Raw genomic sequence first — 26,122 nt, forward strand, 5'->3', positions numbered from 1 at the left:
GGCCCGGATCACTCCGGGCCTTTCTTTTTTACGAACTTACGGATCACGCCGCGCGGCGCGCCGGGGCAGCGTGGGAGGCGGCTACCGCGCCTAGCCTGAACTGCGCCAGCAGCGTGTTGAGGGCTGCGGCTTCGGCGGCCAGGCCGTGGCTGGCGGCGGTCTGTTCCTCCACCATGGCGGCGTTCTGCTGCGTTCCCTGGTCCATCGTGTTGACGGCGGTGTTGATTTCCTGGAGGCCGGTCGACTGCTCGCGGGCGGCGGTGACGATGGCGTTCACGTGGCCATTGATCTCCTGCACCTCGCGCACGATGGCTTCCAGCGCCGCACCCGTCTCGTCGACCAGCGCCACGCCGGAGCGGACCTGCTCGCCGGAGGTGGTGATCAGCGCCTTGATCTCCTTGGCGGCATTGGCCGAGCGCTGCGCGAGCTCGCGCACTTCCTGCGCGACGACCGCAAAACCCTTGCCGGCTTCCCCGGCCCGCGCCGCCTCGACGCCGGCATTCAGCGCGAGGAGGTTGGTCTGGAAGGCGATGTCGTCGATCACGCCGATGATGTTGGAGATCTCATGCGAGGACTTTTCGATGCCCTGCATGGCGTTGACCGCGCGGCGGACCACTTCGCCGGACTTTTCGGCGCCGGTGCGGGTGCGCGAGACGAGCGAGCCCACTTCTTCCGCCCGGCGGGTGGAATCCTTGACGGTCGTGGTGATCTCCTCCAGCGCGGCGGCGGTTTCCTCGACGGAGGCCGCCTGCTGCTCGGTGCGGCGGGCGAGATCGTCGGCGGCCGAGCGGATTTCCGTGGCGCCGGCATCGATGGCGCGGGCGTTCTGGCCGACGGTCGTCATCGCCGTGTGCAGCTTGGTCAGCGAGTGGTTGAAGTCCGTGCGCAGGCGGTCGAGGTGGCCGGCGAAAGGCTCCTCGATGCGGTGGGCGAGATCACCCTCGGCAAGGCGGCCGAGGCCGTCGGCCAGCGCCTCTACGGCGTGCTGGATCTCGGCGGCTTCATGGGCCTTCATCGCCTCGCGCTCGCGGCGCTCGCTTTCCGAGAGCACGCGGCCCTCCTCGGCGGCGTTTTCCAGACGCGTGCGCTCGATGGCGTTGTCGCGGAAGACGGCGACGGCGGCGGCCATGCGGCCGATCTCGTCGCGGCGCTCCTCGCCGGGGATTTCGGTGCCGACATCACCGGCGGCAAGCCTGTCCATGGCGACGGTCATGTCCTTGACCGGGCGCACGACGAGGCGCGACAGCACGGTGGCGAGGAAGCCCATCATGACGATGACGGCGAGCACGGTGGCGATCGTCGCGGCGATGCGGAACTGGTCGATGGCCGAGAAGGCCATGCCGCTGTCGATGGTGAAGCCGAGATACCATTCCACCGACGGCAGGCCCGTGACCGGCACGAAGGAGACGAGCACCGGCTTGCCGTCATAGGTCGTGTGCGCGATGCCGCCGCCGATGGCGGGCGTCGCTTCGGGGAAAGCATCGGCGAGCGTCCTGGTGACGAGCGCCTGGTTCTTGTGAACGAGGATCTGGCCGTCCCTGCTGACGAGGAAGGCAAAGCCCGCGCCGCCGAGATCGACCGAATTGACCATGTCGACGAGGGACTTCAGCGAGAAGTCGCTGCCGGCGACGCCGACGAGCTTGCCGTCGCGCTTGACGGGGACCGCCGCGGTGATGACGAGGTCGCTGGTCGAGGCATCGACATAGGGCTCGGTCAGCACGCCGCCATTCGCCTTGACGGCGTCCTGGTACCAGGGGCGCTGGCGCGGGTCGTAACCTTCCGGCATGTCCGACTTCGGCCATTGCGTGAAGACGCCCGCCTCGTCGCCGACATAGGTGGAGATGAACTGGCTGATAAGAACCTCGTTGTCCAGCACGGCTTCGGTGCCGGCCCGGTCGGCGGATCTGGCGGCGGCATTGGCGGCCATTTCGGTCAGCGCCACGCGGCCGTTCAGCCAGTTGGCGATGCTCTGGGCAGCCTGCTTGCCGGAACTGTCTATGCTCTCCTCGACGGATTTCGTCAGCACGGAGCGCTGCAGGCTGTCGATATAGAGCGAAAAGCCGGTGAAGGCGGCAACGACGACGAGGGACGCGACGACGAGGATGCGCGTCATGAGATTGGAGCGTCTGGACACGGTGGCAATATTCCTTCCGATCACCGGCGCAAGGGCGCCGGCGCGATGCTGAACGGCATGCCGGAGGCAAGGTCGACCGCATCATGCGGCAGCCGGCTGGATCGCCGGGAGAATGCCGCACCATAGGAAAACGTGTTTAAGGTCCTCTTAAAATTGACGGACCACAAATGGGGGACGCGCCTACCTCCTGCCCCGCGCCATGAAGGCCTCGAAGGCGGCGCGCGCCTCGGGGCTCTTCAATTGCGCAGCGAAATGGCCTGCCTCCTCGTCGATCCGCGCGGCGACATCCGCCCGGTCACCGCGGATGAGATTGCGGGCAATGGCGAGAGCCTTCGGCGGCTTGGCGGCAAGGCGCGTTGCGGCGGCAAGCGCCTCGCTCTCCACGGCGGCCGGCTCCACGACTGCGTAAACGAGGCCGGCATCCCTAGCGGCGGTTGCCGAAAAGCCCTCGCCGGCGGCCAGCAATGCGAAGGCGCGCTGGTGACCCATCAGGCGCGGAGCAAGGAGGCTGGAGGCGGCTTCCGGCACGAGGGCGAGGTCCACGAAGGGCGTCCTGAATTCCGTGCGGCTGGAGGCATAGGTGAGGTCGCAGTGGAGATGGATGGTCGTGCCGATGCCGATGGCAAGACCGTCGACGCCGGAGACCAGCGGCTTGCCGTGCGCGGCGAGCGCGTGGAGGAAATCGATCACCTCGCGGCCCATCGTGCCGCCCATGGCGAAGGCCATGAAGTCGTTGAGGTCGTTGCCGGCGGAAAAGCAGCCCTCGGAGCCGAGGAACAGGGTCGCGCGCACGTCGTCGTCCGTATCGCCCGCCTTCAGCGCGTCGGTCATTGCCTGGTACATGGCGCGGGTGATGGCGTTCTTCTTTTCCGCGCGGTTGAGGCGGATCACCTGCACGCCGGGGGCGCTTTGCGGGCGCTCGATCAGGATGTGGTCGGTCATCGACGTGGAATTCCTTTGTCCTGTTGCAAGACCCCTCTGCCTGCCGGCATCGCCCCCACAAGGGGGAAGAAAGATAGAGACTTGCTCACCGTTCCAAAATGATTGCCACCGGGGCGGCACATTAAGCCCCTCCCCTTGTGGGGAGGGGTTGGGGAGGGGCCTTATTCCAGAACCACCCGCGCCGCTTCCAGGCTCGCGGCACCGGACATCACCCGGTCCCTCAGCACCGCCGTCTCGCCGATGACATTCTCCGCGGCGAAGCGGCAGAGCGCGGCGCGCTCGGCGTTGCGGCCGTCGCCGCCGTCGGCAAGCGCCCCCTTGGCAAGGTAGGCGCCGGTGAGCACGAGGCCGAAGAGGCGCTGGTATGGCGTGGCGCCGGCGAGCGCCTCGGCCTGCCGGCCCTCGGCAAACGTCGCGAGCAGCCATTCCGTGGCGGCTTCGAGATCGGCGATGGCGGCTTCGAGGCGCGCACCCGTCTCGCCGAGTTCCGGTGCATTCGCGGCGCTCGCCTTTGCCGCGATCGCATGCAGCTCGGCGATGAAGCCGCGCACGTGGCTGCCGTCTGAAAGCGGCAGCTTGCGCGTCACGAGGTCGATGGCCTGGATGCCATTGGTGCCCTCGTAGATCGGCGCGATACGGGCATCGCGGTAGAGGCGCGCCGCGCCCGTCTCCTCGATGAAGCCCATGCCGCCATGCACCTGCACGCCGAGCGAGGCGACATCGACGCCGGCATCGGTGGCAAAACTCTTGGCGATGGGGGTGAGGAGGCTCGCACGCTCCGCCCAGTGCCGCGCCTCCTCGCCATGCGCCATGTCGACGGCATGGGCGCAGGCATAGGTGATGGCGCGGGCGCCCTGGGTCAGCACCTTCATGGCCAAGAGCATGCGGGCGACATCCGGATGTTCGATGATCGGACTCATGCCAGAACCCTGCCAGCCGGGCGCCTTGCCCTGCGTGCGCTCCTTCGCATAGGCGATGGCCTTCTGCGCCGCGGCCTCGGCGATCGCCACGCCCTGCATGCCGACGGCGAGGCGGGCGTTGTTCATCATGGTGAACATGCAGGCAAGGCCGCGGTTCTCCTCGCCGATGAGCCAGCCGATGGCCCCCGGCTCGTCGCCGAAGCGGCCGTCACCGTAGATCATGGTGCAGGTCGGCGAGCCGTGGATGCCGAGCTTGTGCTCGATGGAATGGCAATAGGCGTCGTTGCGCGCGCCGAGCGATCCATCCTCGTTGACGAGGAATTTCGGCACGAGGAAGAGCGAGATGCCACGCGTGCCGGCCGGCGCATCCGGCAGGCGGGCGAGGACGAGATGCACGATATTGTCGGTGAAGTCATGCTCGCCATAGGTGATGAAGATCTTCTGGCCGAAGAGGCGGTAGGTGCCGTTGGCGCGGCGCTCGGCGCGGGTCTTCATGACGCCGAGATCGGAGCCGGCATGCGGCTCGGTGAGGTTCATCGAGCCCATCCACTCGCCCGAGATCATCTTCGGCAGATAGGTGCGCCTGAGATGGTCGGAGCCGTGCGCCGCCAGCGCCTCGACGGCGCCGATGGTCAGCGTCGGGCCGATGGCGAAGGCCATGGAGCCGCCGTTCCACATTTCCAGCGCGGCGACATGCAGCATGTGGGGAAGCCCCTGCCCGCCGAAATCGGGCGAGGCCGTCAGCGAATTCCAGCCGCCTTCCGCCCAGGCCCGGTAGAGCGCAGGCCAGCCCTCGGGCATCTTCACCGCGCCGTCGACGAGGCGGGCGCCCTGCCTGTCGCCGATCTCGGCAAGCGGTGCCACTTCCTCGGTGGCGAAGCGGCCGGCTTCCGAGAGAATGGCGTCGACGAGGTCGTCCGTGAGGTCGCCGAGATGGCCGCCTTCGAGCGCCGGGGTGAGCCCCGCCACATGCTTCAGCGTGAACGCAATCTCCTCGACCGGCGCCTTGTACATCTCTATCCTCCTCCATCGCGCCCTGACCATGGGCATGGCTTATTGGCCGGAAGATTATTGATTTTTACGTAAACGTCAATCTTCGCGAGCGCATTCCCCGGGAGAATAGGCCCAAAGAGAAACGGGCCGGCCGGCGAGGGAACCGGTCGACCCGTTTGCGTGCCGCAGGATCATCGGGCACCTTGAAGGCGGAAACTCAGCGATAGGGCGAGATGCACTGGCGGCGCGGCCCGTTATAGGGCTGGAACGTGTTGTCATAGGCCCGATACGAACGGTAGCGGTTGGCGCACCAGCGCACATGCGAACTGCCGCCGCGATAGTAGCCGCGGTCGTTCGCCATCGCGCCGCCGACCATGGCGCCCATGCCCATGATAGCGAAGGGAACCCAAGCACCGCTGTGATGGCGATGGCGGTAGTAGCGGTAGCGCGGCCCATGGCGATACGAGCGCCACCCGTCATAGCGGCCATGGCGCTGGCCGTACCAGCGGCGGTCGTGGCGGTTCCAGTTATGCCCGCGCGAATGACGCAACTTGCGCCAGTAGCGCCGGTCGGCGACGCGTTGCACCACGGTCGCGCCGCCATCGGCCGGCTGCACCTTCACAACCGGCAGCGGCATGGCGCCGGCCGGCACGACAGGCGTTGCCGCGAAGAGGGCGGAAATGGCGACGACGAGGCATTTGCTTGTGAGTCTCATGGCATTTCTCCCGGATCGATTGCCGCGCGCAAAGCGCAAGGCTTTGATGCGGAAACGCAAAACGGCCGGGATGGTTCCGCCGGACGGAAGCGGGAGGGGTCGCTTAGCGCTTCGTTAACCATGATGGCCGCACCATGTGCGCTTGCGAAGGACCTGAGATTCGCAAGGAGCGTCCATGAATCCGCAGCTTTCCGGCCTTGCCGCCCTCCTCCTCCCGTCGGCCCTTGCCCTTGCGGCAGAGGCCGCGGATGTCGAGCCGTGGAAGAAGCAGGAAAATGCCATCGTCATCGACGCCTACGAGTTGAACGAGATCGACTGGTCCGAGATGCTCGCCGACAAGCGCATCGCCGGCTTCATCTCCAAGGCCTCGGACGGATTGCCGGAAAGCTATAGCTGCAAGGGCGACCACAATGGCGACACGGTCGCGCATTGCAAGACGATGTGGCGCAAATATGCGGTGAGCCGCGAGCTCTACGAGACGCGCCGGCTGCTCGCCCGCTCGAAGGGGCTGCTCTGGGGCGCCTATCACCTGGCGCGGCCGGGCAACCCGATCGAGCAGGCCAACCATTTCCTCGACTATGCCAATCCGCGGGACGACGAGATGATGGTGCTCGACATCGAGGGCATCGATGCGGACAATTACATGTCGCTCGAGGATGCGCAGGTCTTCGCCGGCCATGTCAAGACGCGCACCGGCCGCTATCCGGTGCTCTACACCAACCATGCCACCGCCCGGTACATCGCCGCCAACCGCGACAGGTACCGCATCCTTTCGCGCCTGCCGCTCTGGTATGCCCGCTACAAGCCGGCTATCGCAAGCAGCTTCCCGATGGGGAATTGGGAGAATTACGCGCTCTGGCAGTTCTCCGCCGCTGCCAATTGCACGAAGCGCCGCTGCCCCTACCGCGTCAAGGGCACGGAAAGCGATATCGACGTCAATGTGGCACCGATGGACAAGGCGGCGCTGCGGCAGGTCTGGGCCTTCGGCAGCCTCCTGCCCGAAAAGCCGTTCGAGCCGGTGGACGATATCCTCACCGCCTCCATTCCGGCGACGGGCGCGCTGAAGGCCTCCGTCGAGGCCTCGGCCGCCACCGGCGCGGCGGCGCAGACGACGGGCGCGATCACCCTCGCCTCCGGCACCGCCGCCACCTTCTCCGTCAGCGTTTCGGCCGATGCCACCGCCGGCCTTGCCGCGACGGGCGCGGCGACGGTCACGCCCGGCCGCAGCCTCGTCGAGGTGACGCCGCTCAACTACCAGGACTTCTGACTACCAGCCCCCGCCGCCACCGCCGCCTCCGCCCCCACCGGACGAGCCGCCGCCGGATGAGAAGCCGGAGGACGAGCTTTTCGGCGGATCGGGCAGCGAGGAGCGCATCGTGCCCGCCATGGAGCCGGCAAAGCCGCCCATCCGGTCGGAGAAGGCACCCGAGGAGAAACCGTCGCCGTGATACCAGGCGGGCTGGTAGGCGGCAGCAGCCCCGGCGGCCGCGGCCGTCAGCAGCCAGCGGTCGAAGGTTTGCGACCAAGGCTTCTCGACGCCGAGCGCCACCGCATAGGGCAGCAATGTCTCGTAATGACGCGGCGACATTTCCGGCGCGCCGGCCATGTTCATGCGGTCCTTCTCGGCAAGCGTCAGGTACTGGCGCAGCCCCTCGATGCCGTCCATCATCCTGCGCCCCACCGGCGTCGGCGCGCCCATCAGGAAGAAGAAGACCAGATTGGTGACGACGATGCCGCCGATGGCGGCAAAGAGCGGCAATTGCCCTGCCGCCTCCACCGAAACGAAGGTCGCCAGCGCAATTCCGCCGAAGACGGTCAGGAGGATGAAGCCCACGAAGGCGATGAGCGCGACGGCGAAGATGCGCGCGCCGAGCGTCTTGGCCTGCCGCAGGTTCTGCCCGAGCCCGGCCGCGAAGACGGAGATGAAGATCGAGGCGAAGACGGGCATGACGACGAGCGCGATGCCCTCCTCCGGCAGCGAGCCGAAGATCAGCAGCGCCGCAAGGCAGGCGAGCGTCAGGACGATGCCGCCGATCGCCTGCGGCCAGTTGGCGTGGTAGTATTTCTGCCGGTGCTCCTTCTCCATCGCGTCGCGAAAGTCCCGGCCGAGCTTCTGGACGCTTCTGCCGTTCGACTTCTGGATGGAGAAATGGCTGCCCGCCGCCGGCAGGGCGGCCAGCAGCGTCGCTTCGCCGGTCGGCAGCGGGCCTTGCACCGGCTTGTCCGTGCGCGTCACGGTGATGGAATTCTTGAGGTCGCTGAGCTCCACCAGTCCCTTGACGGCGAGGTTGAGGAAGGCCGCCGAGATCGCCGTCCAGCCGTGGCCGCCGAAACCCTTCTCGTCGATATAGTTGACCAGCCCCGGGGAAATGCCCTCCGGCGCATCCCAGCGCGGCACGACCACGCCGCGCGGCGGATCGCGGCCGACGGCAAGCCAGGCCCAGAGATAGTAGCCGAGGACGAGCGCGAAGCCGCCGAAGGCGAGCAAGAGATTGCGGTTGTCCTTGAAGAACAGTGCGCGCTCCTCGGCGGCCGTCGGCTTGTCGATGCTGCCGGCGGGCATCTTCACGCCGATGGTCAGGCCCTCCTGCGGACCGAGCGCGCGCGTCGTCTCGAAGAGCGACTGGTTGCCGCGGTTCTCGGCGCGGGCGTTCCTCTCCGTCGCGCCATAGGGGCCGGTGAAGTAGGTGAGTTCCTGCGCGCTGACACCCGCCGGCAACGTCACCGTGGCGCTCGCCCGGTGGATGGGGAAGGCCCATTCCGTGCCGGTGACGTTCCAGAAGAGCTCGTCATGCGTGTCGAAGAAGCGGATCTGCCGGCTCGTCTCGTAGGTCAGGCGATAGTCGTGGAAGCCGGGGGCGAGCTGCGTGTCGGACGAGCCGAAGAAGATGCGGATACCGTGGCGGATGCTCTCCGTGTGATAGGGCTCGGGGCGCCCGTCCCGCTCGACGCCAAGGATCTTGAAGCCGACCTCCTTCTCGCGGCCGTCCGCATCGGTGAAGGTCAGCGGAAAGTCGCGGTAGATGCCGCGGCGGATCCGGTTGCCCTCGGCATGGACGCGCATCGTCTCGGTGACGGTGAGCGCGCCGTTCTTCGCCACGACGATATCGGAATTGTAGCGGTCGAAATATTCCTCCGCGCGCGCCACGCCGCCCGCAAGGAGGCAGAACCACAGGGCAAGGAAGGCGGCGATCCGCGTCATCGGGCGCTCCGGGTTCAGAACTTCACCGTCGGCACGGCGCGGTCGGCCGGGTTGTCGATCTCGAAATAGGGCGCCTTGGCGAACTTGAAGAGGCTGGCAAGGAGGTTCGACGGGAAGCTCTCGACCTTCACGTTGAGATCGCGGGCCGCGCCGTTGTAATAGCGCCGCGACATCTGGATCTCGCCCTCGATGGTCTCCAGCGTCTGCTGCAGCTCGGCGAAGTTCTGGTTTGCCTTGAGGTCCGGATAGGCCTCGGCAAGGGCGAAGATGCGGCCGAGCGCCTGGCTCAGCATGCCCTCGGCCTCAGCGCGGCCGGCGACATCGCCGGCGGGAACGGCCTGCGCCCGGTTGCGCAGCTCAACGACCTTTTCCAGCGTCTCCTTCTCGTGCGCGGCATAGCCCTTCACGGTTTCGAGGAGGTTGGGGATGAGGTCGGCGCGGCGCTTCAACTGCACGTCGATGCCGGACCAGGCCTCCTCCTTCATCTGCCGCGCCCGCACGAGGCCGTTGTAGATGACGATGGCATAGATGACGACCACCGCCGCGATTGCCAGACCAATCATGCGCTTCAAAGCTCCCTGTTCGCGTTTTCCGGGAGATTAGCATCCGAAACGCCGCTGGAAAGCCCCGGATGCCGCTTTCTTGTAACCGCGGGAACCGCGCCGCCGGTCGCCCTGCCCGATAGTTGCTTCATCGACCACCCGAACCCGAAGCAACCGCCATGAAAACCCTCGCCCTCTCCATCAACGTCCTCGGCTTTGCCGCCCTCTTCCTCGCCTATGCGGCAGGCGCTTCGGTCGAGCGGCCCTCGGGCGTGCGCCGGGCTCTCCAGACCTATGCCGGCCAGCTCCCGACCGGCGCCTATCCGACGCTCAAGCCGGTTTGGGAGCTGGGGGTGACGGTTTCGGCGAATGCTTGAAGAAGGACGATCGCCCCTCATCCCCCTGCCGGGACCTTCTCCCCGCAAGCGGGGAGAAGGGGATCGAGGAACGGCTTCCTACCCATCTGAGCTTTGGGAAAAGCTCGCATCCTCCCCTTCTCCCGCTTGCGGGGAGAAGGTGGCGGCAGCCGGATGAGGGGCGCTCCTCGTCAGGCCGCGTCCTTCGTCCAGTTCGCGCCGCCCGCATCCGTCAGCAGGAAGGCCTCGCCGCAGGCTTTGGCCAGCGTGCGCACGCGCAGGATGTAGCTCTGGCGCTCGGTGACGGAAATTACGCCGCGCGCATCGAGCAGGTTGAAGACGTGGGAGGCCTTGATGCACTGGTCGTAGGCGGGCAGCACGCATTTGTGCAGCGCGTTGGTATCGCCCGGTGCGCCTGCCGCGAGAAGCGCCTGGCACTCTTTCTCCGCGTCGATGAAGTGCCGGTGCAGCATGGCCGTGTCGGCATATTCGAAGTTATGGCGGGAATATTCCTGCTCGGCCTGCAGGAAGACATCGCCATAAGTGATCTTCTCGTCGCCCTCGCGGCCGTTGAAGTTGAGATCGTAGACGTTGTCGACGCCCTGCACATACATGGCGAGGCGTTCCAGGCCATAGGTCAGCTCGCCCGCGACGGGCGCGCATTCGATGCCGCAGACCTGCTGGAAATAGGTGAACTGCGAGACCTCCATGCCGTCGCACCAGCATTCCCAGCCGAGGCCCCAGGCGCCGAGCGTCGGGCTTTCCCAGTCGTCCTCGACGAAGCGCACGTCATGCAGCAGCGGATCGAGGCCGATGGCGGCGAGCGAACCGAGATAGAGCTCCTGGAGGTTCGACGGGTTGGGCTTCAGGATGACCTGGTACTGGTAATAGTGCTGGAGGCGGTTCGGGTTCTCGCCGTAGCGGCCATCCGAGGGGCGGCGCGAGGGCTGCACATAGGCCGCCCGCCAGGGCTTCGGGCCGAGTGCGCGCAGGGTCGTCGCGGGGTGGAACGTGCCCGCGCCCACCTCCATGTCGTAGGGCTGGAGCACCGCGCAGCCCTTGTCCGCCCAGTAGTTGTGCAGCGTCAGGATCAGCCCCTGGAAGGAGCGGGTCGGATTCATGTGGTCAGGCAGGGCGGTGGAAGTCATCGGTTTCGTGTCCGGGCATTCTGGAAGAGCTTGCGGACTGGTGCCACGATGCGCCTGATGGGTCAAGGGTTTCGGCCGGGCGCGGGCGCCGCCTCAATGGCGCTCCAGCGAACGGAAGAGGCCGGAACCGGCGGCCTGCGTGACGGCCTGCACCCGCTGCGGCGCAAGGCCGGGCACCCCGCGGATGCGGCGGCGCGCGCCGCCGGGCACGCGGGCGCCGTACCAGGCGGCCAGCATCGGCAGCTCGCGGCGCAGCGTGCCCGTTGCCCGCCAGCCGAGTGCCTTCAGCGCGCCTGTGTCGAGCGGCGAACGGCCGGCATCGCCCGGCCGGCCCTCGGTGAAGGCGACGCCCGCGACCGGGTCCTGAACGGCCTCGAGCACCATGCGGGCGATGGAGAGGATGTCGTGGAGGTCGTCGCCCGCCACGTTGTAGGTGGCGTTTTCCGCTCCGCGGGTGACGACGGTCCTCAGCGCCGCACAGAAATCGGCGATCGTGACGAAGGCGCGCGTCTGGCGCCCCTCGCCATGCACCGGCAGCGGCTGGCCGACGGCCGCCATTTCGAGGAAGCGCGGCAAAAGCTTTTCCGTGTTCTGCCGCGTGCCGACGATATTGACCGGGCGCAGCACACGGATATCGAGATCGAAGGAGCGGCGAAGGCCGGCGATCAGCATTTCGGCGGCGGCCTTGGAGGCACCGTAGGGATTGTCCGGCAAGAGCGGCGCGCTCTCGCCGATCGGCGCGCCCGTGCCGGCGCCATAGACCTCGGCGGTGCCGACATGGATCATCAGCGGCACGCGGCGGCGGCCCATCGCCTCGACCAGCACCTGCGTGCCGAGCGCATTGGCGACCGTGAAGCGTTCCGGCACGGCGAAGGCGCGCTCGACATGGCTTTCGCCGGCCGCATGGACGACGAGGTCGGCATCCTTCAGCATTTCCGTCACGAGATCGAGATTGCCGACATCGCCCTGCTGGATCGTCACCCGGCCGGTACGGAAGGCGGCGTCGAGATGCGACATGTCGGCGGCATAGGTGAAGGCGTCGAGCACGCGGATGCGCGCCTGCGGGCAATGCACCAGGAGATCGTCGACGATATGCGAGCCGACAAAGCCCGCGCCGCCGGTCACGACGATGGTGTTGATCCGGCCGAGATCGAGCGAGGCCATGGTTAACTCCGTTCATGCGGAAACGTCACGGGCCGCATGATGCAACCCTGGCCCACAGATCGTCCCGCCTGCGCGCGGGCGCAACGGCGAGGCTCGCCCGCAAACGGATAAATACGGCGTTAACCTTACGGGGCATGGTTAATGTGCCGGAACGGCACGAGAACCCTCGTTCCGCCGATCCCGCCACAGGGCGAAGGCGTGCCGCAACGCTACTCGTCGTCGCGGCGCAGGCGATATTCGCCGGTCTCCGGGTCCTTGACGAGCGTGCCCGTCGCCCCGGTGCGGCGCTCCTCCTCGGTGCGGCGGCGCTGCTTGCTCAGCCGCTCGGCATCGGTCACGAACTTGCGATAGCCGTACCAGGCGAGCCCGACGACCAGAAGCAGAAAGATGATCTGGGCCATCGCCCCTCCCCTTATCGTTTTGTCGGCGCCTTATCCGGAAAGGCCGAAGCGGCCCCACAGCGCCTTTTCCTCCGCGAGGTCGGCCACCGCCGCCACGCCCGCAGAGCCTATACGCTCCGCCATGTCGCCGGAAAGCCCCCCGACGCCCGGGGTCTTGCGGCCGAAGAGCCCCTTCGGCGCCGAGACGAGCTCCAGCCGCGTCTTCGGCCCGTAGCGCCGCTTCAGTTCCGAGCGCATGTCGGAGAGACCGTCGACGAGGCCGAGCGCACGGCCGCGGGTTCCCGTCCAGAACAGGCCGGAGAACAGGTCCGGGTCATCGGCAAGCCTTGCCCCGCGCCGCGCCTTCACCATGTCGATGAAGACCTGGTGGATCTCGAGCTGGAGAGATTTCAGGTATTCGATCTCGTTCTCCCGCTCAGGCTGGAACGGATCGAGGATCGCCTTGTTGGTGCCGGCCGTGTAGACGCGGCGCTCGACGCCGATCTTCTTCAGCATTTCCGGAAAGCCGAAGCCGCCCGAGACGACGCCGATCGAGCCGACGATGGAGGTGGGATCGGCGAAGATCTCGTCGCCCGCAAGCGCGATCATGTAGCCGCCGGAAGCCGCGACATCCTCGACGAAGACGAGCACCTGCTTGCCCTTCTCGGCCGCAAGATCGCGGATGCGCTGGAAGATCAGCCGCGACTGCACCGGCGAGCCGCCGGGCGAATTGATGGAGACGGCGACCGCCGGCGCATCCTTGTAGGCGAAGGCCTTGTCCAGCGCCGTGGCGACGCCGGCAAGGTTCAGCGCCGGCCGGAACTGGCGGCCGCCCGCCATGATCGCGCCCTGCAGCCGGACGACCGGGATGACGACCCCTTCCTTGCGGAACTTTTTCGGCACCAGTCTCTTCAAAAATCCGGCCATCGCGCGACCCTGTCTCCTGTTCGGTTGCCCGGCAGATGTATGCATGGCCGGCGAAAACGCAATGCCGCGCCTGAAAAATCAGGCCCTCGGCAGGCGCGGATAGGCGGCAAGGCCGTTGTTGAGGTCGTCGACGAAGGGGGTGAAGTCGTGCTGGCCGGGCTCGTGCATGACGAGCGGCATGCGCAGCGAGAGCTTGCTGCGCGAGCCCTTGATGGCCGTGACGAGAATGCGCAGCGCCACTTCTCCGGCGCGGGCGTGGAGGGCGGTGATCTCGATGCCGCCGAAGCGGCGGCCGCAGGCGGCGATGATCTCGGCGATGGATTGCGGGCGGGCGATCAGGGAGAGCTGGCCGCCCGGCTTCATGATGGCGCCGGCCGTCTTGATCCAGCGCTCGAAGAGGTCGTGCTCCATCGCATGTGCCTCCGCCTTCAGGGCATCGGGCGTGCGGCTGTCGGTGCGGTCGTTGAAGGGCGGGTTCATGATGACGTGGTCGTAGACGTCATCGAGAAGGCCGGCCGCGATGCGCGCCTTGCCGGAAAGGGAGACATCCGCCTCCAGCACCGAGACGCGGCCGGCAAAGGCGGCATTCGCGGTAAGCGCCAGCGTCTTGCGGGCGAAGCCGGCCATCAGCGGCGAGCGCTCGACGAGCGTCACCTCCGCTGTCCCGATGCGCGAGGCGACGGCAAGGCCGGCCGCGCCCGCCCCGGCCCCGAGATCGGCGACCCGCATCGGCCCCTCGCCCGCGACCAGCGCGGCGAGCAGCATCGCATCCATGCCGGAGCGATGGCCGATGCCCTTCGGCTGAACGAGGTGGAAGCGGCCGTAGTGGAAGGCGTCGACGGTTTCGCGGACGGTCATGGGTGGGAGGCCTCGGCGGCGGAACGCGCGGGATACCCCCCTCTGCCCTGCCGGGCATCTCCCCCACAGGGGGGGAGATCGAATCGTGGCACCGCCTCGCCCCCAGCCAATCTCCCCCCTTGTGGGGGAGATGCCCGGCAGGGCAGAGGGGGGTTGGCCCAGATGCGAGCCATGCCCCTCACGGCCGCAACTCCGCCCCAAGCCCCGCATCCGTGAGGATGCGCCGCGCCTCGTCCTCCCGGTCCGCCTCCACGAGGAAGCGGCGCGGCAGCATGCCGAGGGAGCCTTCGAGGATGCTCATGCCCTCGTCGGCGATAAGGCAGTGGATTCCCACCTCCTTCATCAGGCTTTCCGCGAAGGAGAGCAGGACGGCGTCGTTGGTGCGGATCAGTTCGATCATTCCGGTCTTTTTCCAGCCTTAATTCCGAGGGCGGGACAATTCGCCTCTTGCCGCAGAAGGCCCCGCTTTCTATTGTCTTTCAACAAAAATGAACAGGAGTCCGGGCATTTGGGCGTCGTGATACCGCTTGAAGAAGGCAAAAACAAACAGGCATCGGTGAAGCCGCTCGTCGACCTTACGAAAGCCGACATGGAGCGGGTGAACCAGCTTATCCTGTCGAAGGCCGGTTCGGACGTGCAGATGATCCCGGAGGTCGCCAACCATCTGATCTCCTCCGGCGGCAAGCGTCTGCGTCCCATGCTGACGCTCGCGGCCGCCTCGATGTTCGGCTATGACGGCGACCACCACATCAAGCTCGCCACCAGCGTCGAGTTCATGCACACGGCGACGCTCCTGCATGACGACGTGGTGGACGAGAGCGACATGCGCCGAGGCAAGTCCACCGCCCGCATGATCTGGGGCAACCAGGCGAGCGTGCTCGTCGGCGATTTCCTGCTCGGCCAGGCCTTCAAGATGATGGTCGAGGTCGGCTCGCTCGAAGCGCTCGACGTGCTCTCGACCGCCGCCACCGTGATCGCGGAAGGCGAGGTTCTGCAGCTCTCTGTCGCCAAGAACATGGAAACGACCGAGGACGACTATCTCGAAGTCATCCGCGCCAAGACGGCCGCGCTTTTCGCCGCCGCCGCCGAAGTCGGCCCGATCATCGCCAATACCAGCCGGGCCGAACGCAACGCGCTGAAGTCCTACGGCATGAATCTCGGCCTTGCCTTCCAGCTCGTCGACGATGCGCTGGACTATGGCGGCAAGGCCGCCGATCTCGGCAAGAACACCGGCGACGACTTCCGCGAAGGCAAGATCACGCTGCCGGTCATCCTCGCCTGGCGGCGCGGCACGGCGGAAGACCGCGCCTTCTGGCGCGAGGCCATCGAGGGCGGCAACAGCGACGACGCCAACCTGGAGCGCGCGCTCGGCCTCATCACCCGTTACGGCGGCCTTGCCGACACCATCGCCCGGGCCCAGCACTACGGCATGATCGCCCGCGACGCGCTCGCCCCCCTGCCGGCATCGCCTTGGAAGGACGCGCTGCTCGAGGTCATCGACTTCTCGATCGCCCGCGTCAGCTGACCCGGTTCGCGAAAACGCGGGCGGCAGGATTTTCTTGCCGCACCGCGCCAAAAAAGCCATTCTCTGCCGTCATGAGTCCGTGACTGATTTGGGCGCCATCGTGGCACGATGTGCCATGCGCGGCTCGGGGCGAACTTCATACCTTCCGGCGAAAGGCATTTTGATGCGGCATTCCCTTCTCCTTCGGCTTCTTTCCGGCGTGGCGATTGCGGCCAGCATCGCGCTCACCGGTCCTCTGGCGGCATTCGCGGAGGACAAGCCCGCAGCAGCGGCCACCGCCGCCGCGGAGGAAACGCCGTTCGACCCGCTCAGCGTCAACACCTTCTCGGGCGCGTTCCTCGCCGCCCGCACCGCAGATTTCGACAAGGACTACGAGACCGCCGTCTCGCTCTACAAGATCGCCCTCCAGTTCGACCCGACCAATTCGGACGTCAAGCAGCGCCTGATGGTGACGCAGCTCATGAACGGCGACTTCTCCGAAGGCGTGAAGCTCGCCGACACGCTGAAGAACGACCCGGCCGTCGAGCGCATAACATCGGTCGTGCGCGCCATGGAGGCGATCCGCAAGCGCGAATACAAGACCGCGGAAAAGATCCTCGCCTACAAGGGCCCGAACGATCTCGACCGCATGATGAACGACCTGCTGCTCGCCTGGGCCAAGTTCGGCGACGGCAAGCCGAAGGAAGCGCTGAAGCTCATCAGCGGCATGCAAGGGCCGGAATGGCTCGCCATCTTCAAGAACTACCATGCAGGGGCGCTCGCGGCTGCCGCCGGCGACAAGGCGACGGCCCGCGCAAGGCTCAACGAGGCGATCCTCGACCGTAACGGCGCGAGCGCCGCGCCCGACACGTTCCTGCGCGCCGTGATGGCGCTGGCGCGCCTGGAAGCGCGCGAGGGCAACCGGCAGAAGGCGCTCGACGCGGTTTCCGTCGGCGACAACTTCATCACCAGCTATGCGCCGCTGAAGGCGCTTCGCCAGAGCATCGAGGCCGGCGACAAGCAGGAGCAGCAGGTTCGCACCGCCGCGCAGGGTGCCGCCGCCGTGCTCTTCTCGATCGGCGGGGCGCTGAACCGCGAGGGCGCGGAAGACATCGTCTCGCTCTATCTCCAGGCCGCCCGCGCGCTCGATCCCGACAGCGACGACGTGCTGGTGCTTCTCGGCGGCCTTGCCGAGAGCCAGAAGAAGCCGGAAAAGGCGATCGAATATTACCGTGCCGTGCCGGAAAAGTCGCCGATGCGGCGCATTTCCGAGCTGCAGCTCGGCCTCAACCTCAACGACACCGGCAAGGTCGAGGACGCCAAGAAGCATCTCCAGGAACTGATCGACGCCGATCCCTCCGACCTGCGCTCCTATCTGGCGCTCGGCAGCGTGCTTTCCGACGCCAAGGACTACAAGGCGATGGGCGCGCTCTACGACAAGGCCGTCGACGTCATCGGCCCCGTGCCGCAGCGCACCCACTGGAGCATCTTCTTCCAGCGCGGCATCGCCTATGAGCGCCTGAAGGAATGGGAGAAGGCCGAGCCGAACTTCCGCAAGGCGCTGGAACTCAACCCCGACCAGCCGCAGGTGCTGAACTATCTCGGCTATTCCTGGGTGGACATGAACCTGAACCTCGACGAGGGCCTGGACATGATCCGCAAGGCGGTGAGCCTCAAGCCAGACGACGGCTATATCGTCGATTCGCTCGGCTGGGCCTATTATCGCATGGGCCGCTTCGACGACGCGGTGGCGGAGCTGGAGCGGGCGGCCGAGCTCAAGGCCGGCGACCCGACCATCAACGATCACCTGGGCGATGCCTATTGGCGCGTCGGCCGCAAGCTGGAAGCCACCTTCCAGTGGAACCGCGCGCTCGGCCTGAAGCCGGAAGAGGCGGAGATCCCCAAGATCAAGCTGAAGGTCGAGAACGGCCTGCCGGACCTGGCGAAGACCACCCCGGCCTCCGCGGAAGCCAAGGACGACAAGCCCGCGCAGAACACCTCGCCGGAAGGTAAGGCGGCAGCAGACCGCAAGTCCTGACGCGATGCCCGCCGAAAGCCTTTCGGGCTTTGCCGTTGTCGAACCGGCGCCGGCCAAGATCAACCTCGCGCTCGCCGTCGTCGGCCGGCGCGAGGACGGCTACCACCTCCTCGACAGCCTCGTGACCTTCACCGCCTTCGGCGACCGCATCGGCCTGTCGCCCGCGGCGGAAGACCGCTTCACGCTTTCCGGCCGCTTTTCCGACACCCTTGCGGCGGATGCCGACAACCTCGTCATCCGCGCCCGGGATCGCCTGCGCGCCGCGCTCGCGCGGCATGGCAAAGCCGCCCCGCCCGTCCATATCCATCTCGAAAAGAACCTGCCCGTCGCCTCCGGCATCGGCGGCGGCTCGGCGGATGCGGCGGCGACGCTGCGCGGTCTTGAGGCGCTCTGGCAGGCCCGCCTGCCGCACGGGGAGCGCGAGGCGCTTGCCCTCGGGCTCGGCGCGGACGTGCCGATGTGCCTTGCCGGCCGCCCGCTGATCGCCCGCAGCATCGGCGAGGATATCACGCCCGTCGCCCTGCCGGCGCTGGCGATGGTGCTGGTCAATCCGCTGGTCGGCGTTTCCACCCCCGCGGTCTTCAAGGCGCTCGCCTCCCGGCACAATCCGCCGCTCGTCATGAGCGACGCGCCCGCCGACTGGCTCGATGCCATCGGCCACCTGCGCAACGACCTGGAGCCTCCCGCCCGCGCCCTCTGCCCGGAAATCTCCGTGGTCGCGGAAAACCTTGCCGCGACGGATGCGCGCGTGGTGCGCATGTCCGGTTCCGGCGCCACCTGCTTCGCGCTATATACGAGCGAGGCGGCGGCGGAAGCGGCGGCGGCGATGCTGGCGCAACGCCATCCCCGCTGGTTCATCAGCGCCACCCGGACAATCGGAGGCGACGATGGCGAAGCTTGACGAAACGAGACCCTTCATTCCCGTCGGCATCGCCGTGCTCACCGTCTCCGATACGCGAACGCCCGAGACCGACCGCTCCGGCGACACGCTCGCCGCGCGCATCGCCGATGCCGGCCACCGCCTCGTCGCCCGCGCCATCGCGCCGGACGATGTCGGCGCGATCCGCGCCCGGGTGGAGGCATGGACGCGCGACGAAGCCATCGATGTCGTCATCACCACCGGCGGCACGGGCTTTACCGGCCGCGACGTAACGCCCGAGGCACTGGAGCCGATCTTCGAAAAGCGCATGGACGGCTTTTCCGAGGTCTTCCACCGCATCTCCTACGACAAGATCGGCACCTCGACGATCCAGTCGCGCGCGACCGGCGGCGTCCTCAACGCCACCTTCGTCTTCGTGCTGCCGGGCTCGCCCGGCGCCTGCAAGGACGCTTGGGACGGCATCCTCAAGGCGCAGCTCGACTATCGCCACATGCCCTGCAATTTCGTGGAAATCATGCCACGCCTCGACGAGCACCTGAAGCGCTCGCCCGGCTGACTCACTCTCTAACTCTTTGTTTTAACGCAATTCCAGACGCAAAACCGCTTCGCACTTTTGCTGGAATTGCTCTAGCCGGCGCGCATCGCCTTCACTGCCCAGGCCGGCACGATCTCGGCGAGGAGCTCGCGCGCCGCCCGGCCGTTTGCGATCTCCGCCAGCGCCATGCCCGGGCGCACGGCCGCCGCCGCCGCACGCTTGCTGACGAGATAGCCCCGTTCGAGCGGCGGCCTGCGGCCGAGCCGCTGGAGGAAGGACCGGCGATGGTTGCGGGAGGCGGCAAAGCGCGCGGGCTTGGGATCGATCGCGACATGGTCGGCGACGGCGTCCACCCAGCCCGCAAGCGGCCGGGCGCCGGGTTCCAGCAGCAGCAGCCAGTCGCCACGCGCCGACTGCACCACGTCCTTCAGGTCCCAATCCGCGAGGAAACGGCAGCCGGCAGCGTCCGCCACCCGCGCCGAGCCGTCGGACGAACCGCGGTCGAGCACGATCACGTCGCGCACCACGCCTTCGACGGCGCCCGCCACGAGCGCCGAGAGCGTCTGCGCCAGTTCCGCCTCGTCGTTGCGGCATTCCATGATGATCGTCAGCATTCCTTCCCATACCGCATTGCAGCATCGATTGCCATCGTTCCCCAACGCCAGAAATTTGTTCTTGCAATGTTCTCATTTCGGCGATAGGAATATAGTCATTGAATCGGGGCGAAACGGCCCCGCCCGGAGACAGCCATGAACGATCTTGTGAGCCTCAGGCAGGGCGCATTGGCGCCCGGCCACACGAAGGACGTTGCCGATGCGCTGATGGCGCAGACGGGCATGCGGGTCGACGGCGACCGGCGGCGCGGCCGCGCCGCGGGCCTCAATTTCACCGGCCGCTTCGAGCCGGTGACGCGCGAGACATTCGACGACGGCTGGCAGACGCTGGAGGAACTTCCCCCCTTCCGCACGGAGGTGCAGGTCGAGAAGCCCCGCACGATCATCACCCGCAACGAATCGCCGGACATTCCCTTCGACCGTTCGATCAATCCCTATCGCGGCTGCGAGCACGGCTGTATCTACTGCTTCGCCCGGCCGACCCATGCCTTCATGGGCCTTTCCGCCGGCCTCGACTTCGAGGCGAAGCTCTTTGCCAAGCCCGATGCGCCGAAGCTTTTGGAGCGGGAGCTTTCCAGGCCCGGCTACAAGCCACGCGTCATCGCCATCGGCACCAATACGGATCCCTATCAGCCGATCGAGAAGGAATGGCGCATCATGCGGCAGATCCTCGACGTGCTGGACAAGGCGAACCACCCGGTCTCCATCGTCACCAAGTCGGCGCTCGTCATGCGCGACATCGACATCCTCTCCCGTATGGCGGCGCGCGGGCTCGCCTGGGTCGGCATGTCCGTCACCACGCTCGACCGCAAGCTCGCCCGCAGCATGGAGCCGCGCGCCGCAACCCCGCCGCGCCGGTTGGAGGCGATCCGCGCGCTGTCGGAAGCTGGCATCCCGACGGCGATCATGATGGCGCCGATCATCCCCGGCCTCAACGACCACGAGATCGAGCGGGTGCTCGATTCGGGCAAGGCGGCGGGCGCACTCGAGGCGAGCTACGTGCTGCTCCGCCTGCCGCTGGAGGTGAGCCCGCTCTTCCGCGACTGGCTGCTGCGCAACTACCCGGACCGCTACCGCCATGTCATGTCGCTGGTGCGTTCCATGCGCGGCGGCAAGGATTACGACGCCGAGTTCGGCAAGCGCATGAAGGGCGCCGGCCCCTATGCCTGGCAGATCGCCCGCCGCTTCGAAATGACCGCCAAGCGGCTGGAGCTGACCCGCACCCGCCGCAACCTCGCCATCGACCAGTTCATCCCGCCCTCGGGCAGCGGCGTGCAGCTTTCGCTGCTGTAAGCTCGTCGCCACACATCTCTCTTCGGCAAGCCTATCGCTATGGAATTGGACCTCGCCATTCTTCCTTCTCCCCTTGGGAAGAAGGCGGCCCGAAGGACCGGATGAGGGAGCCACACAGCTAACGGCGTCGATTTGAATATGCCCTCCGGCCCGATAGCGGGCCGGCCTCGGCAGAACCGCTTTCCGGCCCGCGCCATCCCCTGGGCGCTACGGAAGCTCCTCCGGCGCGCCGCATCCGCCGGAGGACTTGCAGGGAATCGGACGGATGTGCATGGTCTCCGCCATGGCCAAGAGCATATCCTCCGATTCCCGCCTCCTTTTCGACATGCCCGAAGGGCCCGATTTCTCGATGGAGATCGCGGCCCGCGAGCGGGGCCTGTGGCCGGTCGCCGGCACGGACGAGGCCGGGCGCGGCCCGCTCGCCGGCCCCGTCGTCGCCGCCGCCGTGGTGCTCGACCCGGACAATATCCCGCCCGGTCTCCACGATTCCAAGCAGCTGAGCGCGGCAAGGCGCGAGGCACTGTTCACGCTCATCATGCAGAGCGCCTTCGTCTCGGTCGCCTCCAGTTCGTCGCGCCGCATCGACGTCATCGATATCCGCAAGGCCAGCCTCGACGCCATGCGCCGGGCCGTCGCCGGCCTCGAGGTCACGCCGAAACTGGTCCTGACGGACGGCCGCGACGTGCCGCCAGGGCTCGCCTGCGAAGGCCGCGCCGTCGTCAAGGGCGATGCCCTCTCCGTCTCCATCGCCGCCGCCTCGATCGTCGCCAAGGTCATGCGCGACCGCATGATGGCCCGCGCCGAGACCACTTTCCCCGGCTACGGCTTCGCCATCCATGCCGGCTACGCCACGGAAGTCCACCGCAGGGCCATCCAAGCCATCGGCCCCTGCCGCCTCCACCGCATGAGTTTCCGCCCGCTGCGGCAGGACTGATCGGCGTATCCGAACCGTCTGGCGGCAATCATGGTGCGCAGCGCTGTGCAGCACCCTTCTCCGATCTGTCGATTGCGGCGTCCTCCAGGATGGGCGATCGGCTCTATGCACTGGCCTTTCCCTATCCGATCGGCGGATGAGAGATACCGCGGGCAGGACATCCATGGCCTCGCTCGAACTCTCATTCCAATACCTCGCCCTATGCTGCCCTTGAGGCGAAGGCGGGCTCTTCTTGCAGGCGACGCCTGCCGCAGATCGAAGAGGCTGCAAAGAAATGGTCGCTACGCGCGATCTCTTCATCTCCTCCCGCATGGTCGTTGCAAATCAGATAAGTGTATGCTTATCTGATTGCCATGATCGAGAACGAGATATTCAAGGCCCTGGCCGACCCCACCCGGCGCAGCATCTTCGAGAAGCTCGCGGATGGTGCGATGAATGCGAGTACGTTGCGTGACGGCATGGAGATCAGCCAGCCGGCCATGTCGCAGCACCTCGCCGTGCTGCGGGGCGCCGGGCTGGTGCGGGAGGAGCGGCAGGGGCGCTTCGTGAATTACGAGGTCGATCCGGACGGGCTCGCGCTCATTGCCGGCTGGCTTGCGAAATACCGCTCCTACTGGCCGGCGCGGATCGACGCTCTGAAGGACTTGCTGAAGGACATGGACCAATGAACGACAGGATATCCGACCGACAGGCCGCGGGCGTCGATCTCGAATACGAACTCGACGCGCCGACCGAAAAGGTGTGGCGGGCGATCAACATGCCTGCATTTCGCGAGCGGTGGCTGCCGGCGGACAAGCTTGCCGATACCGCCCCGGTCTCGGCAATCCCCGGCGAGGAGGTCCGTTACAGGATCAGGGACGACGAACCGCCCCATCTCGAAAGTGTCGTGACATTCCGGCTCAGCCCCAATGACGCGGGCGGCACCACGCTTCGGATCGTCCATCGCCTCGACGATGCCCGGCTCACCCAGCCGGAGCCGTGGGCCTTGAACGACAATGGCTGCACGCAGATGCGCGCGGCCTGACACCACCCCATCATCTTCAACGGACAGGAGTTCGCCCATGCGCGAAATGATGCAGCTCGTCCCTATGGTCGTCGAGCAATCCAGCCGGGGCGAACGCTCCTTCGATATCTATTCCCGCCTGCTGCGCGAGCGGATCATCTTCCTCAATGGCGAGGTCAACGACACGGTGTCGGCGCTCGTCTGCGCGCAACTTCTGTTCCTGGAGGCGGAAAATCCGAAAAAGCCGATCCAGCTTTATGTCAACTCGCCCGGCGGCGTGGTGACGAGCGGCTTTGCGATGTACGACACGATGCGCTTCATCCGCGCGCCCGTGCACACCCTCTGCATGGGCACGGCGCGCTCGATGGGCTCGTTCCTGCTGATGGCCGGCGAGCCCGGCCAGCGGGCAACCCTGCCCAATGCGAGCATCCTCATCCACCAGCCGCTCGGTGGCTTCCAGGGGCAGGCATCGGACATGCTCATCCATGCCGAGGAGATTCTGAAGACCAAGCAGCGCATGACGCGGCTTTATGCGGAGCATTGCGGACGCAGCTACGAAGAATTCGAGCGTGCGATGGATCGCGACCGCTTCATGACGGCCGAGGAAGCGCTGGAATGGGGCTTGATCGACCATATCCTCACCGAGCGGGATGGCGGCGAGATGTTTTTGCCAGAGGGCTGATGCATGGGCGTTGAAATAAAGAAAAAGGCCGGATCGCTCCGGCCTTTTCAGATTTTCCCGATGAGGACACCTCAGTTGAGGCGGGCCTTCACTTCCTTGACGGCGTTGTCGAAGAGCGCCTTGCCGGTCGCGGCGTCCGCCTTGGCGGCGATGACCTTTTCGGCGGCGGCAACGGCGAGGTCGACGGCGGCGGCGCGCACGGCGTTGATTGCGTCGGCTTCCGCCTGCTTGATCTTCTGCTCGGAAAGCGCCGTGCGGCGGGTGACGTACTCTTCCGTCTTCTGCTTGGCTTCGGCGGTCAGCGCGCTTGCCTCGCGTTCAGCGGCGGCGACGATGCTGGCGGCTTCCGCCTCGGCATCCTTGCGCTTGCGCTGGTACTCGGCGAGCAGGTGCTGGGCTTCCTCGCGAAGACGCTTGGCTTCCGCCAGCTCGTTCTGGATCTTCTCGGCGCGGGCGTCGAGGCCCTTGGCCATCATGCCCGGAACCTTGAGATAGGCGACGAGGGCCAGGAACAGGAGGAGGCCGACAAAGGCGTAGAATGTTGCGTCGAATTCCATCGAAACCTCCCTTATTCGCCTGCGGCCGTCTTCACGGCGGAAGCGATTTCGGCCTTGGTGGCCTTGGCGCCGATGAGCTGCTCGACGACGGCCGCCGTGGTTTCCTCGGCGATCGAGCCGACATCGGCAAGCGCCTTGGCCTTGATCTCGGCGATGCGGTTCTCGGCACCGGCGATCTTGTCCTGCAGCGAGGCTTCGATCTTGGCGCGCTCGGCATCGGCCTTGGCCTTGGCTTCGTCGCGGGCGGTCGAGGCGATGGCGTTGCCCTTGGCGCGGGCGCTCGCGAGGTCCTGCTCGTAGGACGCGATCGCGGCATCCGCTTCCGCCTTCAGGCGGGCGGCTTCGTCGAGATCCTGCGCGATGCGGTCGTGACGCGTCTCCAGGATGCCGCCGATGCGCGGAATGACGACCTTCGACATGAGAAGGTAGAAAAGACCGAAGGTGATCGCCAGCCACAGGAGCTGCGATGCGAACGTGGTCTGGTCGAAAGGCGGGAAGACGCCGGTGGCGTGCTCTTCACCATGTGCGACACCCGTTTCGGTGTGCACTTCGCCTGCCGGCTGGGCCTCATACGTGGTAACGGCAGGAGTCTCGGCCTGGGCGATTTCGAAAGGGGTGGACTCGGCCGACGCCGGGGTCACGGACATGCTCACCTCCAGGGGGCATTCTCAATCATGTACTCAAGCGTACGGTGGACCACGGCCCAAGGGGCCATGGTCCGGTCCTCGGCCGATATCAGACGGCGAAGAGGAGAAGGAGAGCGATGAGCAGCGAGAAGATGCCCAGAGCTTCCGTAACGGCGAAGCCGAATACGAGACGGCCGAACTGGCTGTCAGCAGCAGACGGGTTGCGCAGAGCGCCGGAGAGGTAGTTGCCGAAGATGTTGCCGAGGCCGAGAGCCGTGCCGGCAAGACCGAACGTGGCAAGACCTGCGCCGATGAACTTTGCTGCTTCCGCTTCCATGTTGAACTCCTTGAATGGGTTGTTGCGGCTTATGAGCGACGCCCGAGGGCGCCGACGACTGTTTCCTTAGTGACCACCCGGATGCACGGCATCGTTGAGGTACATGCATGTCAGAACTGCGAAGACATAGGCCTGCAGGAACGACACGAGGAATTCGAGACCGGTCAGGGCGACGGTCATGAGAAGGGGCAGGACGGCGCCTGCGACACCCACGGCGCCAAGCGCGCTCAGCGAGGTGACGAAGCCGGCGAAGACCTTCAGCGTGATGTGACCCGCCAGCATGTTGGCGAAGAGACGGATCGAGAGGCTGATCGGGCGCGAGAGGAACGAGATGATCTCGATCGAGACGACCAGCGGAAGAAGCGCGCCGGGCACGCCGGAGGGCACGAAGAGCTTGAGGAAGCCGAAGCCGTGCTTGTAGAAACCGTAGACGACGACCGTGCCGATGACGAGGATCGCCAGGGCGAAGGTGACGATGATCTGGCTGGTGACCGTGAAGAAATAGGGCATCATGCCGATGAGGTTCGCCGTCAGCACGAACATGAAGAGCGAGAAGACGAACGGGAAGAACTTCATCCCGTGGCTGCCCGCCCCTTCCCTCAGCATCGAGGCGATGAACTCGTAGGACATTTCCGAGACCGACTGCATGCGGCTCGGCACGAGGCCGCGCTGGCCCGTGGTGAAGTAGAGGAAGCCCGCGGCGACCGCGACGGTGGCGACCATGAACAGCGAGGAATTGGTGAACGAGAAATCGATGCCGCCGATTTCGATCGGAACAATCTTGTTGACCAGGAACTGATGGGTCGGATCGTTGGACACCGCTTATCTCTCTCGCTTG

Annotated in this window: 28 protein-coding genes; 11 read left to right on the top strand and 17 right to left on the bottom strand. The window is 66.5% G+C overall.

The genetic code is table 11. The annotated features are described in order from the left end of the window. Nucleotides 1–43: 43 nt before the first annotated feature. From mcpU to ACZ1A1_RS00535, 4 genes are all read right to left on the bottom strand, one after another. Nucleotides 44–2,134, bottom strand: a complete 2,091-nt coding sequence (mcpU, locus tag ACZ1A1_RS00520) for a methyl-accepting chemotaxis protein McpU (RefSeq protein WP_463618306.1) — start codon at nt 2,132–2,134, stop codon at nt 44–46. Between the two features lie 180 nt (nt 2,135–2,314). Beyond that, nucleotides 2,315–3,076 carry a crotonase/enoyl-CoA hydratase family protein gene (locus tag ACZ1A1_RS00525; protein ID WP_463618307.1) on the bottom strand — a complete coding sequence of 254 codons (762 nt, stop codon included), beginning with the start codon at nt 3,074–3,076 and terminating at the stop codon, nt 2,315–2,317. A gap of 161 nt (nt 3,077–3,237) precedes the next feature. After that, nucleotides 3,238–5,010, bottom strand: a complete 1,773-nt coding sequence (locus tag ACZ1A1_RS00530; RefSeq protein ID WP_463618308.1) for an acyl-CoA dehydrogenase — start codon at nt 5,008–5,010, stop codon at nt 3,238–3,240. A 196-nt stretch (nt 5,011–5,206) separates the two neighbouring features. Next, nucleotides 5,207–5,704 (bottom strand): BA14K family protein, encoded by a 498-nt coding sequence (locus ACZ1A1_RS00535; RefSeq protein ID WP_313192227.1) that lies wholly within the window; start codon nt 5,702–5,704, stop codon nt 5,207–5,209. Nucleotides 5,705–5,879: 175 nt separating this feature from the next. Between ACZ1A1_RS00535 and ACZ1A1_RS00540 the strand changes: the two genes are divergently transcribed. Next, nucleotides 5,880–6,971, top strand: a complete 1,092-nt coding sequence (locus tag ACZ1A1_RS00540) for a glycoside hydrolase family 25 protein (RefSeq protein WP_463618309.1) — start codon at nt 5,880–5,882, stop codon at nt 6,969–6,971. Here the strand turns inward: ACZ1A1_RS00540 and ACZ1A1_RS00545 are convergent, their stop codons facing one another. Both ACZ1A1_RS00545 and ACZ1A1_RS00550 read right to left on the bottom strand, forming a co-directional pair. Then, complete coding sequence (locus ACZ1A1_RS00545; RefSeq protein WP_463618310.1) at nt 6,972–8,906, bottom strand: DUF2207 domain-containing protein; 1,935 nt, start codon at nt 8,904–8,906, stop codon at nt 6,972–6,974. It abuts the gene before it with no gap. 14 nt (nt 8,907–8,920) lie between these two features. After that, complete coding sequence (locus tag ACZ1A1_RS00550) at nt 8,921–9,469, bottom strand: LemA family protein (protein WP_313192224.1); 549 nt, start codon at nt 9,467–9,469, stop codon at nt 8,921–8,923. Between the two features lie 158 nt (nt 9,470–9,627). Between ACZ1A1_RS00550 and ACZ1A1_RS00555 the strand changes: the two genes are divergently transcribed. Next, entirely contained in the window at nt 9,628–9,825 is a 198-nt protein-coding gene (locus ACZ1A1_RS00555) for a hypothetical protein (RefSeq protein ID WP_463618311.1), read from the top strand. A gap of 170 nt (nt 9,826–9,995) precedes the next feature. On the opposite strand, the gene ACZ1A1_RS00560 is transcribed toward ACZ1A1_RS00555, so the two are convergent. The 6 genes from ACZ1A1_RS00560 to ACZ1A1_RS00585 all read right to left on the bottom strand — a co-directional run bounded on the left by ACZ1A1_RS00560 (nt 9,996) and on the right by ACZ1A1_RS00585 (nt 14,681). Continuing rightward, nucleotides 9,996–10,952, bottom strand: coding sequence for a glycine--tRNA ligase subunit alpha (locus ACZ1A1_RS00560; protein WP_119254477.1), 957 nt, complete (start codon nt 10,950–10,952; stop codon nt 9,996–9,998). Between the two features lie 93 nt (nt 10,953–11,045). Next, nucleotides 11,046–12,116: a dTDP-glucose 4,6-dehydratase gene (locus ACZ1A1_RS00565; protein WP_463618312.1), complete on the bottom strand. Its 1,071-nt coding sequence runs from the start codon at nt 12,114–12,116 to the stop codon at nt 11,046–11,048. A 209-nt stretch (nt 12,117–12,325) separates the two neighbouring features. Then, nucleotides 12,326–12,517 (bottom strand): hypothetical protein, encoded by a 192-nt coding sequence (locus ACZ1A1_RS00570; protein ID WP_119254475.1) that lies wholly within the window; start codon nt 12,515–12,517, stop codon nt 12,326–12,328. Between the two features lie 30 nt (nt 12,518–12,547). After that, nucleotides 12,548–13,423, bottom strand: a complete 876-nt coding sequence (locus ACZ1A1_RS00575; RefSeq protein WP_463618313.1) for a S49 family peptidase — start codon at nt 13,421–13,423, stop codon at nt 12,548–12,550. 78 nt (nt 13,424–13,501) lie between these two features. Then, nucleotides 13,502–14,281 (bottom strand): tRNA1(Val) (adenine(37)-N6)-methyltransferase, encoded by a 780-nt coding sequence (locus tag ACZ1A1_RS00580; protein WP_463618314.1) that lies wholly within the window; start codon nt 14,279–14,281, stop codon nt 13,502–13,504. A gap of 178 nt (nt 14,282–14,459) precedes the next feature. Continuing rightward, complete coding sequence (locus ACZ1A1_RS00585; protein ID WP_463618315.1) at nt 14,460–14,681, bottom strand: putative signal transducing protein; 222 nt, start codon at nt 14,679–14,681, stop codon at nt 14,460–14,462. A gap of 108 nt (nt 14,682–14,789) precedes the next feature. Here ACZ1A1_RS00585 and ACZ1A1_RS00590 point away from each other — a divergent pair, with 108 nt between their 5' ends. The 4 genes from ACZ1A1_RS00590 to moaB all read left to right on the top strand — a co-directional run bounded on the left by ACZ1A1_RS00590 (nt 14,790) and on the right by moaB (nt 19,259). Beyond that, the gene (locus tag ACZ1A1_RS00590; protein WP_119254471.1) at nt 14,790–15,806 is read left to right on the top strand and encodes a polyprenyl synthetase family protein; all 1,017 of its coding nucleotides are present in this window, start codon (nt 14,790–14,792) and stop codon (nt 15,804–15,806) included. A 163-nt stretch (nt 15,807–15,969) separates the two neighbouring features. Then, nucleotides 15,970–17,823, top strand: a complete 1,854-nt coding sequence (locus ACZ1A1_RS00595; RefSeq protein ID WP_463618316.1) for a tetratricopeptide repeat protein — start codon at nt 15,970–15,972, stop codon at nt 17,821–17,823. A gap of 4 nt (nt 17,824–17,827) precedes the next feature. Then, nucleotides 17,828–18,724 (top strand): 4-(cytidine 5'-diphospho)-2-C-methyl-D-erythritol kinase, encoded by an 897-nt coding sequence (locus tag ACZ1A1_RS00600; RefSeq protein WP_463618317.1) that lies wholly within the window; start codon nt 17,828–17,830, stop codon nt 18,722–18,724. Next, nucleotides 18,711–19,259: a molybdenum cofactor biosynthesis protein B gene (gene moaB, locus ACZ1A1_RS00605; RefSeq protein WP_313192216.1), complete on the top strand. Its 549-nt coding sequence runs from the start codon at nt 18,711–18,713 to the stop codon at nt 19,257–19,259. Before ACZ1A1_RS00600 ends, moaB begins: the two co-directional genes overlap by 14 nt. Nucleotides 19,260–19,330: 71 nt before the next feature. Here the strand turns inward: moaB and ACZ1A1_RS00610 are convergent, their stop codons facing one another. Continuing rightward, complete coding sequence (locus tag ACZ1A1_RS00610; protein WP_463618318.1) at nt 19,331–19,852, bottom strand: glycosyltransferase family protein; 522 nt, start codon at nt 19,850–19,852, stop codon at nt 19,331–19,333. Between the two features lie 135 nt (nt 19,853–19,987). Between ACZ1A1_RS00610 and ACZ1A1_RS00615 the strand changes: the two genes are divergently transcribed. The 5 genes from ACZ1A1_RS00615 to ACZ1A1_RS00635 all read left to right on the top strand — a co-directional run bounded on the left by ACZ1A1_RS00615 (nt 19,988) and on the right by ACZ1A1_RS00635 (nt 23,764). After that, the gene (locus ACZ1A1_RS00615; protein ID WP_463618319.1) at nt 19,988–21,145 is read left to right on the top strand and encodes a PA0069 family radical SAM protein; all 1,158 of its coding nucleotides are present in this window, start codon (nt 19,988–19,990) and stop codon (nt 21,143–21,145) included. Nucleotides 21,146–21,410: 265 nt separating this feature from the next. After that, the gene (locus tag ACZ1A1_RS00620) at nt 21,411–22,079 is read left to right on the top strand and encodes a ribonuclease HII (protein WP_463618320.1); all 669 of its coding nucleotides are present in this window, start codon (nt 21,411–21,413) and stop codon (nt 22,077–22,079) included. Nucleotides 22,080–22,432: 353 nt separating this feature from the next. Then, entirely contained in the window at nt 22,433–22,747 is a 315-nt protein-coding gene (locus tag ACZ1A1_RS00625; protein WP_313192619.1) for an ArsR/SmtB family transcription factor, read from the top strand. Next, nucleotides 22,744–23,103 carry an SRPBCC family protein gene (locus ACZ1A1_RS00630; protein ID WP_463618321.1) on the top strand — a complete coding sequence of 120 codons (360 nt, stop codon included), beginning with the start codon at nt 22,744–22,746 and terminating at the stop codon, nt 23,101–23,103. Before ACZ1A1_RS00625 ends, ACZ1A1_RS00630 begins: the two co-directional genes overlap by 4 nt. Nucleotides 23,104–23,140: 37 nt before the next feature. Further along, nucleotides 23,141–23,764, top strand: a complete 624-nt coding sequence (locus ACZ1A1_RS00635; protein WP_463618322.1) for an ATP-dependent Clp protease proteolytic subunit — start codon at nt 23,141–23,143, stop codon at nt 23,762–23,764. A gap of 71 nt (nt 23,765–23,835) precedes the next feature. Here ACZ1A1_RS00635 and ACZ1A1_RS00640 read toward each other — a convergent pair whose 3' ends face one another. The 4 genes from ACZ1A1_RS00640 to ACZ1A1_RS00655 form a co-directional block, all read right to left on the bottom strand. After that, entirely contained in the window at nt 23,836–24,321 is a 486-nt protein-coding gene (locus ACZ1A1_RS00640; protein ID WP_463618323.1) for a F0F1 ATP synthase subunit B, read from the bottom strand. 11 nt (nt 24,322–24,332) lie between these two features. Further along, nucleotides 24,333–24,968, bottom strand: coding sequence for a F0F1 ATP synthase subunit B (locus ACZ1A1_RS00645; protein WP_463618324.1), 636 nt, complete (start codon nt 24,966–24,968; stop codon nt 24,333–24,335). 88 nt (nt 24,969–25,056) lie between these two features. Continuing rightward, on the bottom strand, nt 25,057–25,284 hold the full coding sequence (locus ACZ1A1_RS00650; protein WP_119254462.1) for a F0F1 ATP synthase subunit C: 228 nt from the start codon (nt 25,282–25,284) through the stop codon (nt 25,057–25,059). 66 nt (nt 25,285–25,350) lie between these two features. Continuing rightward, nucleotides 25,351–26,103 (bottom strand): F0F1 ATP synthase subunit A, encoded by a 753-nt coding sequence (locus tag ACZ1A1_RS00655; RefSeq protein WP_313192208.1) that lies wholly within the window; start codon nt 26,101–26,103, stop codon nt 25,351–25,353. Nucleotides 26,104–26,122 lie beyond the last annotated feature (19 nt).

The organism is Shinella sp. R2-11, assembly GCF_055330205.1.